The sequence below is a fragment of the Massilimicrobiota sp. SW1139 genome, assembly GCF_012027715.1.
In the GTDB taxonomy this organism is placed as follows: Bacteria; Bacillota_I; Bacilli_A; order Erysipelotrichales; family Coprobacillaceae; genus Allocoprobacillus; species Allocoprobacillus merdigallinarum.
Genome location: NZ_SJOR01000008.1, coordinates 1 through 12807, shown reverse-complemented (window position 1 = coordinate 12807; position 12807 = coordinate 1). Strand labels below are relative to the sequence as shown.

Below are 12807 nucleotides of genomic sequence, written 5' to 3'. Positions count from 1 at the left end.
ATAACTATATTTTTGGACTTAACCCTAATTATTTAACTTTGTCTCTTGTGATTTCTAATAATGTAGTGGCTCCACACATTTCCATTGTATCTTTTAATTCAGCACCAAGCTTTTCAGTTAAAGCTTTAATTCCTTCTTCTTTACCACCAAATACCATATTGACATATGGTCTTGCGATAATCACTGCATCAGCTCCTAAAGCTAACGCTTTGAAAATATCAGTCCCACTTCTGATACCACCATCTACGAAGATCTTCATACTTCCATCAACAGCTTTTACAATTTCTTCTAAGACATCAGCTGTTGCAGGAGTCCCATCTAATACTCTTCCACCATGGTTTGATACAACAATACCTTTAGCACCAGCTTCTTTGGCTTTTAAAGCACCATTTACTGTCATAACACCTTTTACGATAAAAGGTACAGGTGTTTTATCAATAATACGTTTTAATTCTTCTTGTGATTTTCTACCAGCTGGAGGAGTCTGTCCTTTTAAGAAAGGAAGTCCTGCTGCATCAATATCCATCGCAACTGCGAAGGCATTAGATTCAATCGCAAGTTTTAATTTTTCATCATAGACTTCTTCACCCCAAGGTTTGATTGTTGGTACACCAATACCATCATTTTCTTTGATATATTGAGTTGAAGCTTGCATGATGGCTGGATTAACACCATCACCAGTAAAGGCTGCAATTCCTGCTTCTTTACATCCTCTGACTAAGATATCATTATATGAATTATCATCTAATGAATCTCCATAGTGTAATTGAATCGCTCCTACAGGTCCTGCAAAGATTGGATATTTAAATGTCTTCCCAAATAATTCTAAAGTTGTATCAACAGGTGCATTACTTGTGAGTGTATCCATGTTGACATAGATATTTTGCCAGGCATCATAGTTTCTGATAGCGACAGTGCCTGTCCCTTTCGCACCAGGTCCTGGTACTTTATTACCACATGCCTTACCATTACATACTGGGCATGATTTACATACTTTCCCCATTAAAGGTCTACTTTGATCTAATATTTCTTGATAATTCATTATTCACCTCTCCAATCAAAGAATACTCGCTCAATACTTACATATCAAGCGAGTTACATTTTATTCTAAATTTTCACCATTAGATTCTAAAACTTTCTTAAACCAGAAATAATAATCTTTTTTAGATCTTGAAAAATCTCCAGTGCCATCATCATGACGATTTACATAGATAAATCCATAACGTTTTGCATATTGACCAGTTCCAGCTGAAACAAGATCAATTGGTCCCCAAGTTGTATAACCAATTAATGGTACACCATCTTCAATGGCTTCTTTCATTGCAATAATATGAGGTCTAAAGTAATCTAATCTATATGGATCATGAATTGACCCATCTTCTTCTACATTATCAAATGCACCAAAACCATTTTCTACAATCATTAATGGTACTTCAGGATATCTATCATGTAATTTATTTAATGTAAATCTTAATCCATCAGGATCAATCTGCCAGCCCCAGTCTGATGCTTTAAGATATGGATTTTTAGCACCACCATGTAAATTTCCTTCAACAATTTCTGCATCTTTACTTGTAGTAACACAGTTTGTCTGATAGTAAGATAAAGTATAGAAATCAACTTTGCCTTTATATAAGATGTCTTCATCTTCTTTTGTAATGAATGAAGGATCTACACCAACCTCTCTAAAGAAGCTATAAGCAAATTCTGGATATTTCCCTCTGACTTGCACATCACCACATAAGTTATTATTGATATTATCTTCTTTTTGCCATAAAAGAACATCTTTTGGATTTGGTGTTAAAGGATATCCTGTAACCTGTGCTATCATTGTTCCTATCATAAAATCAGGATTGATTTTATGTGCTTCAATAGTTGCAAGTGCACTTGCAACAAATTGATTATGCATTGCATTGAAAGTGACTTGTGGGTTTGTTTTAAGTTTAGATAATGGAATACGTTCAGTAGATTTAACATCTTCTCTGTCCATCACACCTAAGCCATATAAATCACCCATGCCACCATGACCCATTGTTACAATGGCACAGTTAATTTCGTTAAATGTAATCCAGTATTTAACTCTATCTTTAAAACGAGTAAAACATGTCTTTGCGTAATTAACATAGAAGTTAACCACTTCTCTGCTATAGAAACCATTATATTTTTGAACTAATGCAAATGGCATTTCATAATGTGATAATGTAATCAATGGTTCAATACCATATTTTAAACATTCATCAACAACATTTTCATAAAATTGTAAACCTAATTCATTAGGCATTATATCATCTCCATTAGGAAAGATTCTTGCCCAGTTAATAGAAAATCTAAAGCACTTGAATCCCATGTCTGCAAATAAAGCAATATCTTCTTTATAATGATCATAAAATTCAATAGCTTGATGTGATGGATAAAAAGCTGTTTCATCAATCACACTACAGAATGTTCTTGGTGTATATCTATCTCCACCTAATAACATATCTGGTACTGATAAGCCTTTTCCATCTCTTAAATAAGCACCTTCACATTGGTTAGCAGCTACTGCTCCACCCCATAAAAAACCTTTCGGAAATGTCATTTTGTTCTCCTTTTATTTATTTGATTGTTCTATATAAATGTTGTAAACATAATCAGCATTTTCAATCATACATTTATATCCATCTTCATAGTTACCTGTTTTGATTGCATTAAGTGTTCTTTTATTAAACGCTAACATAACTTTCATATCTAGACATTTTGCATAGATATGTAATTCTGGTATATTAATAAATCCATGATCCTTTAAAGAAAGATATTCAGGAAAGTTATCATCTAGTGATTCAACTAAAGTATTATGAAAAACGTTGTCATAATTATACTTTTCTTTAAATGTATGTTCTTCATTTAAACCATTTTCCATTAAATCTACGCATTCTTCTAATTTCATAATATATGGATTCTTTGGATTTTCCTTATATTTTTCAATTAAACGTACAATACTATATCCTTCTAGAGAGATTGTAAGATGATATCTCTGTTTAATTTCTTCTTCTGTGAATTTATGTAAACAGAATCCCCTGCTAGGTAAGATATCAATACGTTTTTCATCACTTAATCTTTGAATTGCGTCTCTTAAAGGCGTTCTAGAAATATTTAAATCTTGTGCGATTTTTGTAAGTGAATAGATTTCTCCTGCCTCTAAATTTCCTGACCATATCATTTCTAATAATGCCTGATATGCTTGATCTTTTAATAATAATTGCATCTTTATTCTCCTAAATCCGGTATACCGGTACTATTTATACTCTAACATTCATTACGTATAATGTCGAGTTAGATATAAAATAAGATGCGAATGCATCTTATTTTCTCCAAGATTTTTCTACTTCGTATCCTTCTTCTTTTAACATTCCTCTTAATTGGTCAACACGCCATTCAGCACCGTCACCATAGATTGTTAGTGTAGCTAAAGTTTCATCGATTTCTTTCATTTCTTCATCAGTTAAAACAATATTGCATGCTTCTAAGTTTGAATCAATGAATTCTTGTTTGTACATACCAGGAATTGGAATCATCATATCGTATTTAGCCATTACCCATGCTAAAGCTAATTGTGCATATGTACATCCTTTTTTAGTTGAAAATTTTTCTAACATTTCAAATAATGGTTGATTTTTTTCTAAGTTTTCTTCCGTAAACCAAGAGAATGTTCTATGAATATCATCATTCTTGAATTCTAATTTCATACCTGGTCTATAAGCACCAGTTAATAAACCTGAAGCTAAAGGCATATAAGGAGTCATAGCAATTCCTAATTCTTTACATGCTTGTAAAGAACCGTCAGTTTCAATATTTCTAACAACCATAGAAAATTCATTTTGTACGATTGCTACTGGACATACAGCATGTGCTTTTCTGATTTGATCTTCTCTTGCTCTTGACATAGCCCAAGCCTTAATTTTACCTTTTTCAATCAAATTTTTCATAGCTTCTGCATATGTTTCAATTGGTAAATCATCAGGAACTCTGTGCATCATATAGATATCAATATAATCAGTTCCTAATCGTTTTAATGAAGCATCACATCTTGCTTCAATTTGTTGAGCAACTGTACCATTAGCTGGATCATTTACAGGTGCTACCTCTGGATTGAACTTAGTTAAGATTTGTACTTCTGATCGAATTGGTGCTAAAGCTTCACCTACTAAGATTTCATTATGGCCATTAGCGTATACATCAGCTGTATCATATAATGTAACACCCATTTCATGAGCCTTACGCATCATGGAAATACATTCTTCTCTAGGAGCTGGATCACCGTGCGCATGAGAGAATCCCATACATCCCATTCCCATTACTCCAATTTCCATACCTTGAACATTAACTTTTCTCATCATAACTCCTTCTTTCTTATCATTATACCGGTATACCGGTGTATCTATATCTATAATAACTCAATATTTTTAAAAGTCAATAAATAAATACTATATTCAACAAATCTCATCATGTAAAAAATGCTTATGTAACCTTCTTACGAATACTATTTCTTGTAATACATATTGACATGAAAAAGGCCATGATTTCTAAATGTAATGTATATGAAGATCATAATCTAGTCTTTGCAGGTAATACTGCTAATTACATTAATCGTCATACTGCATCATCTAGATTAGCTTCAATAAAAAAGGAACAGACTATGAATCTATATCTGTTCACTTCTTACGTCACGCTAATGCGACTTTATTATTAATGAATGATGTCGATCTAAAAATTGTATCTGCTCATCTTGGTCATAGTGATATCAATATAACCGCTGATACCTATACAGACGTATTACATGCTCGTCAGAAATTCGTTGCTGACTTAGTTGACCTCAATTTAGAGGATGAAAACGACAAATAATACGCACTTCTCCGTTCAAAATCACGTATAAAACGCTATTTCGCAAAAAAACCTCGATTTTATCGAGGTTTTTCCTTCATTTTAACTATTCACCAATGTATAGCATATTAAATAAATAATGTTATAATCAATAGTTTTTATCTAAGTAATACATTTACACCATTTTTACACCATTATTTTTTTAATAAACAAAGATTTCGTTATCTACTTATTATTCACAATTTTGTTATAAAGAGCCGTTTGCTGTGGTGATATACTTTTCTTATTTATCAACTCTAATCCTTTTAAAAATCTGTCTTTACAATTTTTATAGTTATTTACTAAATATTTGATATGTTCATTCTCTTCATGAAGTGTTAAAAGACATCCTATCTCCATAGGTGAAAAATTTTTAATCATTTCTTGATAATAGTAAACCGCATCATTAGAAACACCATAGCAATTGCCAACATAACAAATTGTAACAATTTCCACAAAATATTTTTTAATAGTTTTTGGAATTTCAGTATCCTTTGTTATATTATATAATTCTTCTGCTAATGGAGGTTCATTATAAAAATTATTATATCCATAATGTATATTCTCTAACAACTTACACGCCTTATATATAATTGCATGCTTTTCCCTCTCATCTAATAAATCGATTATTCCCAATCTTCTAAAAAAAGTTCTAGATGTACCAATTTTTTCTTCCTTGTTTTTACTAATATAATTATTATATTTTGTTTATTAGTTCTATTTTAACCTTATCATCAAAAGCTAATTTTACATTTTCGCAAATATCTAAACAATTTATCCTTACCTCTTCTTTAGAATCAGATGAGCAATATAATCCATGAAGTGTTTTTATTATCATTGCTCTTTGGTCAGAAAATGTTTCCTTAATTCGATTCGCCCACTCAATAGTAGCATCACTTGATAATGGTCCAGTCTTGATAACATCTATTAATTCAGAAATGTTAATTCCTTTTCTTAAATAATCTTCACTTATACCATATTTACAACATCTACTAATAAACATAATAAGCTCTCTATCATCAATTAGAGCAATACTAGGATGTGCAGACGAAAAATTATTTCTCATTTCTCTACATTGATTTAACAAAAAATATCCTTCTTCAGATATCAATTCTAATTTATAACATAGATTTAATAATTCTTTGTCTGTCATTTCATTTAGTTGACGTTCTTCAAATTCTTTATCATATATCTGACCAACATACTTCAATCCATAATTTTTCACTCTTGTCCTCATATTTAATATTACTGCATTCCAAATATAATTAATTGCACCATCAAATAATCCTACTGATATAGCCACACACATTCGAGCTATTAAACCATCTCTTAACTCTTCTGGTATTCTCACAAGCTCTCTAGGTAACTCACGCCACGCATATATAATTTCTTCATTATCAGCCAATATTTCGCGTGGTAAGTGAAAAGTTTCTAAAATCTTGCCAATACTATTTAAATTTTCATCAATAACCTCAGGTAACTGAGGACGTGTTTTTGTAACCACTTGATTATTCATATTTTCTCCTTCTTTCTTTATATTATTTTTTTGTAAAGTAATCTACCTAATAATTATTATATGCTTTTTATTCTATCTCTTCTCTTTAACAAAAAAGCTTATTATTCTTTAATAAATGTAAGATGTAGTGATATTTTCTTTACACTACATCTTCACTTATTTATTATCTTTGGGTGGACAAGGATCATTTCCATAACTATTGCACATACGAAATTTTCCATCTCTTCCTTGCACACGTAATTCAGACATTTGGTTTTTTGCTATTTCTTGAGCGATTTTTATTGCTTCTTTTTGTGTTTCCACAATTACAGTCGCTTTAGAATTATTTTCACCTTTAACCGCCCATTTACCGTTTCTATGTACTACATATTGATTTTTTCCCATTTTAAGCCTCCTTTCATCATTATTTTGAAGGTATCGCTCAAAACCCCTTCAAGCAATTTATCATTTATTAAACTGGAATTTTAAAAGCTTTAGCTTTTTTTGGATAAATTTTTTTTCCATTTTTTGTAATATATTTTCGAAAAATATATTTTCTTTTCATACTAACTTCTCCTTTCAAAAAATTAAAAGGCATTGAAATCATCAAGAAGTTTTGCTATACTGAATTTGGAAACTATATTGTATAGCGAGCGATTTCTCACTATTCAATGCTAATAAGTGAATTTTAATTTGCCCTTTAAAATTCACTTTTTATTTTTTAATCTTAACCACCTCCTTTAATAAATATATATTAATAATTATATAATTAAATCTATCAAATTACCAAAAAAGTAAGATGTATTTCGTTTCTTATCATCTGGGAAAAGTATTTTCTCATTTACAAGTGCTTTTAAATATCGATTAGCCTGTTGAGTAGAAATACCTAATTCTGAAGATAAAGTTTTTACATTAATTTGTGGATAATGAAATAGTGCTTTGGTAATTTCTTTAGTACAACCTTTTATTATTTTACTGACTTTGTCATCAGTCTGAATATATAAACTATTAATACTATCTATGTATTTAATATGCATTTTAGCCTGATCTACACATTTAGATAAAAAATACTTAATCCATTCATTATAATCACCTTCTCTACTTTCCGTAAGTTTTCTATAATATAACATTTTATCCTGTTGTAACGCTTCACTTATATAAAATAAAGGTAGCTCTACAATTTTATGATAATATAAATATAAAGTTATTAACATTCTTCCAACTCGTCCATTACCATCTCCAAAAGGATGAATAGACTCAAACTGTGCATGCATTACAGCCGCTCGAATTAACGGATGTATTCCTTTATAATCAGTATCATTCATAAAATCAATTAAATCATTCATATATTCTTCAGTTTCTGTAAATTCAGGTGGTATAAAAACTTTTGTCCCCACACTATTTACGATAAAATTATTTTCTGTTTTATATTCTCCTAAAGAAACTCCAGCATTTTTTTTACGTACATTTGTTAACAATGTTTTATGAATCATTTTAATAATTTCATCAGTAAATCCCTCAAACTTAATTGCTTTAGCCCCATTTACAAGTGCAATTTGATGATTTTTTATTTCTAACAAATCTAAATTTTTTTCATCTGGAATAACTAGATCGGCAATAACGTCATTCATTGTGGTCTGAGTACCTTCTATTTTCAAAGAAGATAATGCTTCAATTCGTTGCATAGCTGGAAGAAATAAACCATCTTCAGTTCTACAATCTCTAACTTTCGTTTCATAAATAGCCAAGTATTTAACAGCTTCTGTTAATTCATTCAAAAATTTGTTTATATCAATTCTTGTTAATTGATCAGAAATTTTTAATAATTTTTCTCCCATAGCATAACCTCCTTAATTACATACATAAGTATTATATAACTCTATTTTTGAAAAATCAACATTTTAGATTCATTTTTAACGCTTTTTTGATTCTATATATTTAATTTTGTTATTATAGACTCATTTTTTATCAAATATTTTATATAAAAACATCATATAAAAGTTATTTTTTTAACCCTTCAATATCCATCTCAGGAACATTATGATTATAATACTCTGTCATCTCTTTGTTATTATGGCCTACATATGGTTGAATCGTTTCATAAGAAACGCCATATTTCTTACACCTCGTAACGAATGTATGACGAAAACAATGCGGTGAAAAAGGCCTTAACAAAAACGGCTCTCTACATTCTCTTTTAGCAATTTCTTTTTCTATCATATTCGCTTTCATAACAACTGTTTTTATTGTTCTATTTACATCCCCATAACGAATTGGTTTTCCAAATTGAGTAGTAAACACCATGTCTATAAACGGTTCTTCTTGCTTCCATTTATTTGCATATAAAATTTTATTTTTTATTTGTTTCTCTTTCACTATTTTTAAAGTTGCTTCTGTTTCAGGAAGAAGTGGTATTTTTCTTATGCTTGTTCCTGTTTTAGGTGAAGTGAAAAAAAAGTGGCATACTTCGTTGTCATTTAATCTTGAGTAATGTAGTGTTCTTTCAATATTGATTGTTTTTTCATCAAAATTGACATCTTCCCATTTTAAACCCAACAATTCTCCAATTCTTAGTCCACTACTTAAGTTAGCTAAAAATATATCATAATGTGCATAATCTTTAGCAACTTTTAAAAACATAACTTGTTCTCTTTCAGTAAGATATCTAGACTCCTTTTTTTCATTTTTAGGTAAAACTACTGAATCGCAAGGATTTATTATCGCCAAGCCATTTCCTATTGCTTTCTTAAACATTTCATTTAATAATGATTTTAACAAACTTAATGTCCCATAGCTATATCCTCTTATACTTAATTCATTAAATAGTTTTTGTATATGTATCCCCCTAATATCGATTAACTTCATCATTCCTATATTATTTTTTTACATGGTGAAAAAGTTTGATATATACGATAAACGGTTGTATTTTTTACTCTACCTTTCTTATAAAGAATAATAAATTCGTCAAACCATTCTTGTAAAGTCACACCATTCTCTAGAGTTGTTCCATACTTCGAATTATATTTTTCTTTCTCCAATTTTATCTTTAACATTTTTAAATTCTTATCATAAAACGTCCTTCTTTTTCTATATTTATCAACATATCTTGCCATATATGTCCCATCTTTTCTTTGAGTAATACCTTTTCCTAATTCTTTTCCTTTTAAATCTTTTCCCATATATATTCTCCTTTATCTTAAATTTAATAAATAGAGTAGCTGAAATAAACAGCTACTCCTTCTCTTGTTAAACACCAGAGATACTATCTAAATATTTATCTAGCAATCTTCTATTTGCATAAAGTCTATTTCCTTTTCTAACTACATAGTTGCATCTTGGATGATTCAATTCATTTCTAACTGTATTTTCTCCCCAACCGGTGTATAACATCATTTCTTTCACATTTAAAAGAGCTTTACTTTCTAACACAAAATCGATTTCTATCTTTTGTCTATCCATATGTTTTTATCCTTTCGTTTTTATAATCTTAATTTTGTTATCATTTAATTCAAATTGAAGTGGAATTTGATATACAGTGAATTTATAAACCAATTTGTCTACACCCATTGGTCGATCTGCTCTTTCACCTTTTTCTTTTTTGTACCATGTCCAAAAATGTTCAGAAACCAAAGAATGAAAAAATATTTTCTCCTTTTTTGTTTTATAAGGAAATTCTTTATTGATTAAACCTTTAATTGAATGAAGAAATCTTTCAGCATTTAACTGATTTGATGACAAGATATCTCCTTGTATACTACCACCAACTTTTTCTAAAACCCATTTCACTTTTACTTCAAATGGATTTTCAGCCATTCTTAATTGATTTAAATTAGTTATTTCTGTATATACTTTTGAAAACCCTAAATAATTGAATCTATATCCAAATACGTATGGATCATAATGGCTCATATTACGATATTCAATACCTTCCTTTGTATTAAGATAATGGACTGGCTTCAATTCTTTATACACTTCAATGTCTTGTTTAACTGATTTAAATTTTTTCTTTTTAGTATAGCAATTTCCTATAGATACAGCTAAAGATTGATTCGATTCACATATTAAATACAAATCAAAGTAATCATTTTCTGTAATTATAGATCTTTTACGACCAATCATCTGAACTATTTCTACTGGATCATCATCAAAACAAACAATATTTCTTAATTGAATTGAGCGGAGATTAACGCCATTATCCAATAGGCATGTGCTTATCATCACTTTTTGATAGAAAGTTTCTTCTTGAATCAAAATTTCAAATGTTCTTTTTTGAACATCAGTTCCCTCATCAACTGATTCTCTATCCAAAAACACCACTTCACTTTCTCCTAACACTTTGACAAGTTGATTATAAATTTCTTTTCCTTGTGGGATTGACTTTACAAAGATAAGCCACTTATCTTTCGATTCAATAACTTGTGCTAGTAAATCACGTTCAAATGACTCAAAACTAAATATATTTCGAATTTTTGTCGCATTATTTTTCATAGTATAAATAAATATTTTTTGCGCGACTAAAAGTTCATTTTTATACTTTCTTTTTAATCTCTCAACTATTCGCACCTGTATATATTGATTTGTAGCACTCATGAAAAGCTTGATTGCTCTTGTTGTTCCCATGATTTTCATGAGACTGAGATTAGTCAAAGAATTAAAATCAGAATCAGCTAGAAAATAATGAGATTCATCACATACAATAAAATCAAATTGATCTAGCATGTCTGATGTCATGTCTATATCTTTCTCCAATTCTTGATATGATAAAACCTTAACAAGCATATAATTTCCATTCAAACAGCTATTCTTTAAATGATTTTCTATTTGTTTCCTATTTGCTTTTCTATTAGTCAAAACTAAAATACGATATTGACCTAGTTGTGCTAATTTTTCAATAAAAGTTGTCTTTCCGGTACCTGTTCCTGTATTTATGAATACGTAAGAATCACAGTACCATTTCGGAAATTCTTTCATCAAATACTCACTTATATAAATATAATTTTCTGGTATAATAACTTCCTTCCATTTTAACATCACATTTAAACTGTTTTGTTTATCATTTACTAGATAATTCTGATTTATTTCAGTTTCTTTTACACTTATTGAATTTTCTACCTCCATTCTTCTAACAACATCATTACGTAATTTTTTTACTGGATTTGTTAAATCTTTTTTCATCATATTTTATTCCTCCTTTAATGACAAAAATATGATAATATATTTCTATAAAATAAGAATTGGACTTTCTTACAATTTATTTTGTATAGAATGGAACTTCTTGGAGGATTATTTTATGAATAAAAATATAGAAAAACAATTTGCAAATCATATTATAGATGAGATAAACGATACAATATTAAATATAATGGAAAACAGCTACAATACCGTTATTAAAAATTTTCAATTAGAGAGTGTTAAACTTAGTTACACACTTGACGGTTTACCTCATATAAATCTTTCTAATCCACTATCTTTAACTGAGTACCTTTTTATAAAAAGTAAATGTTATACTTTAGAGCATCTATTAACTTTGATATTGCAATTAAATGATATGAAAGCACTTAATTATCAAAAATTAGATATCAAATTGCTTGCTCCAATATTTTTTGTTTTAAACGACTTGACTTTAGACACAGAAAAATCATTTGACAAAAATTTAAAATCTCATGATCTATATAAAAAATACAACAACCTAAAAAAAAGAACTCAAGATGTTATCAGCTCATTTCATATTTATCCTACTATAAAATTAATGGATAGAAGCTCTCCCTATCTTTACTATAAAAGTATTTTTGAATACCAATTTAATTATGACTTTTTTCATAAAGATATTATTTTTTACACGACATTCAAAGAAAACACAAATATTAATTATATGACAAATAGTTTTGCAGAGTACATTGAGTTATTAATACATTTAATGTACAAAAATACAAAAATGAAAATAAAAAATAGTTCAAATTTGATAAAGCTTTCCAATACAATATTAGCTTATATAACAAACGAAAATAATTTTTCTGAGTATAGTAAAATTGAAAATCTCATTGATAAAATGGATAATGATATTAAATATATTAATTCAATATACAAAAGTATATGGGATGAAAAAAATAAATCTAAGTTATACTCTTTTCATCACTTAATAAACACTTATTATCACAATAATTTCATCACTTCAATACACCATCCATTTATTAAAGTATTATTTAAAAGAATAGATATGAAAGAACTATATAATGTGATATGCACTGATAACTCTTCTTATCTAAAATCAAATAAATCATGGTCTAATATATCTGAAAGTTACACACTAATAGAGAATTTTTCAGTTAAAGATAGTGCATACAATTTACGATTATTAGAACTAATGATGAAATTTGATATCAATCTATATCAAATAACTTTTGATGATTTAT

The 12807-nt window shown here is 28.9% G+C and carries 14 protein-coding genes; 2 read left to right on the top strand and 12 right to left on the bottom strand.

Annotation, left to right across the window (positions count from 1 at the left end; translation table 11 throughout):
* Positions 1–28: 28 nt before the first annotated feature.
* The 4 genes from E0K96_RS06000 to E0K96_RS05985 all read right to left on the bottom strand — a co-directional run bounded on the left by E0K96_RS06000 (position 29) and on the right by E0K96_RS05985 (position 4373).
* On the bottom strand, positions 29–1042 hold the full coding sequence (locus E0K96_RS06000) for an alpha-hydroxy-acid oxidizing protein (protein WP_022425736.1): 1014 nt from the start codon (positions 1040–1042) through the stop codon (positions 29–31).
* 60 nt (positions 1043–1102) lie between these two features.
* Positions 1103–2578 carry a glycoside hydrolase family 1 protein gene (locus E0K96_RS05995; protein ID WP_168081889.1) on the bottom strand — a complete coding sequence of 492 codons (1476 nt, stop codon included), beginning with the start codon at positions 2576–2578 and terminating at the stop codon, positions 1103–1105.
* 12 nt (positions 2579–2590) lie between these two features.
* On the bottom strand, positions 2591–3244 hold the full coding sequence (locus tag E0K96_RS05990; protein ID WP_168081887.1) for a GntR family transcriptional regulator: 654 nt from the start codon (positions 3242–3244) through the stop codon (positions 2591–2593).
* Positions 3245–3341: 97 nt separating this feature from the next.
* Complete coding sequence (locus tag E0K96_RS05985; protein WP_206080610.1) at positions 3342–4373, bottom strand: aldo/keto reductase; 1032 nt, start codon at positions 4371–4373, stop codon at positions 3342–3344.
* A gap of 274 nt (positions 4374–4647) precedes the next feature.
* Between E0K96_RS05985 and E0K96_RS05980 the strand changes: the two genes are divergently transcribed.
* Positions 4648–4881, top strand: coding sequence for a tyrosine-type recombinase/integrase (locus E0K96_RS05980; RefSeq protein ID WP_168082026.1), 234 nt, complete (start codon positions 4648–4650; stop codon positions 4879–4881).
* Positions 4882–5085: 204 nt separating this feature from the next.
* Here the strand turns inward: E0K96_RS05980 and E0K96_RS05975 are convergent, their stop codons facing one another.
* From E0K96_RS05975 to E0K96_RS05940, 8 genes are all read right to left on the bottom strand, one after another.
* Positions 5086–5535, bottom strand: a complete 450-nt coding sequence (locus tag E0K96_RS05975; protein WP_168081883.1) for a hypothetical protein — start codon at positions 5533–5535, stop codon at positions 5086–5088.
* A gap of 61 nt (positions 5536–5596) precedes the next feature.
* Positions 5597–6415 carry a hypothetical protein gene (locus E0K96_RS05970; RefSeq protein WP_168081881.1) on the bottom strand — a complete coding sequence of 273 codons (819 nt, stop codon included), beginning with the start codon at positions 6413–6415 and terminating at the stop codon, positions 5597–5599.
* 156 nt (positions 6416–6571) lie between these two features.
* Positions 6572–6799 carry a DUF2188 domain-containing protein gene (locus E0K96_RS05965; RefSeq protein ID WP_168081879.1) on the bottom strand — a complete coding sequence of 76 codons (228 nt, stop codon included), beginning with the start codon at positions 6797–6799 and terminating at the stop codon, positions 6572–6574.
* A gap of 356 nt (positions 6800–7155) precedes the next feature.
* The gene (locus E0K96_RS05960; protein ID WP_168081877.1) at positions 7156–8232 is read right to left on the bottom strand and encodes a Fic family protein; all 1077 of its coding nucleotides are present in this window, start codon (positions 8230–8232) and stop codon (positions 7156–7158) included.
* 163 nt (positions 8233–8395) lie between these two features.
* On the bottom strand, positions 8396–9259 hold the full coding sequence (locus E0K96_RS05955) for a tyrosine-type recombinase/integrase (protein WP_206080608.1): 864 nt from the start codon (positions 9257–9259) through the stop codon (positions 8396–8398).
* A 5-nt stretch (positions 9260–9264) separates the two neighbouring features.
* Positions 9265–9573, bottom strand: coding sequence for an integrase DNA-binding domain-containing protein (locus E0K96_RS05950; protein WP_168081873.1), 309 nt, complete (start codon positions 9571–9573; stop codon positions 9265–9267).
* A gap of 67 nt (positions 9574–9640) precedes the next feature.
* Positions 9641–9853 (bottom strand): MerR family transcriptional regulator, encoded by a 213-nt coding sequence (locus E0K96_RS05945; protein WP_168081871.1) that lies wholly within the window; start codon positions 9851–9853, stop codon positions 9641–9643.
* A 6-nt stretch (positions 9854–9859) separates the two neighbouring features.
* Positions 9860–11572: a DEAD/DEAH box helicase family protein gene (locus E0K96_RS05940; protein ID WP_168081869.1), complete on the bottom strand. Its 1713-nt coding sequence runs from the start codon at positions 11570–11572 to the stop codon at positions 9860–9862.
* 112 nt (positions 11573–11684) lie between these two features.
* On the opposite strand from E0K96_RS05940, the gene E0K96_RS05935 reads away from it, so the two are divergent.
* The coding region (locus E0K96_RS05935; protein ID WP_168081867.1) for a hypothetical protein at positions 11685–12807 on the top strand (1123 nt) is incomplete at its 3' end.

What these genes read in the sequence shown, in the direction of transcription:
- E0K96_RS05950 (WP_168081873.1), bottom strand. Translation starts at nt 9,573, where the DNA reads ATGGGAAAAGATTTAAAAGGAAAAGAATTAGGAAAAGGTATTACTCAA.
- E0K96_RS05970 (WP_168081881.1), bottom strand. Translation starts at nt 6,415, where the DNA reads ATGAATAATCAAGTGGTTACAAAAACACGTCCTCAGTTACCTGAGGTT.
- E0K96_RS05995 (WP_168081889.1), bottom strand. Translation starts at nt 2,578, where the DNA reads ATGACATTTCCGAAAGGTTTTTTATGGGGTGGAGCAGTAGCTGCTAAC.
- E0K96_RS05985 (WP_206080610.1), bottom strand. Translation starts at nt 4,373, where the DNA reads ATGAGAAAAGTTAATGTTCAAGGTATGGAAATTGGAGTAATGGGAATG.
- E0K96_RS05990 (WP_168081887.1), bottom strand. Translation starts at nt 3,244, where the DNA reads ATGCAATTATTATTAAAAGATCAAGCATATCAGGCATTATTAGAAATG.
- E0K96_RS05945 (WP_168081871.1), bottom strand. Translation starts at nt 9,853, where the DNA reads ATGGATAGACAAAAGATAGAAATCGATTTTGTGTTAGAAAGTAAAGCT.
- E0K96_RS05940 (WP_168081869.1), bottom strand. Translation starts at nt 11,572, where the DNA reads ATGATGAAAAAAGATTTAACAAATCCAGTAAAAAAATTACGTAATGAT.
- E0K96_RS05960 (WP_168081877.1), bottom strand. Translation starts at nt 8,232, where the DNA reads ATGGGAGAAAAATTATTAAAAATTTCTGATCAATTAACAAGAATTGAT.
- E0K96_RS05955 (WP_206080608.1), bottom strand. Translation starts at nt 9,259, where the DNA reads ATGAAGTTAATCGATATTAGGGGGATACATATACAAAAACTATTTAAT.
- E0K96_RS06000 (WP_022425736.1), bottom strand. Translation starts at nt 1,042, where the DNA reads ATGAATTATCAAGAAATATTAGATCAAAGTAGACCTTTAATGGGGAAA.
- E0K96_RS05965 (WP_168081879.1), bottom strand. Translation starts at nt 6,799, where the DNA reads ATGGGAAAAAATCAATATGTAGTACATAGAAACGGTAAATGGGCGGTT.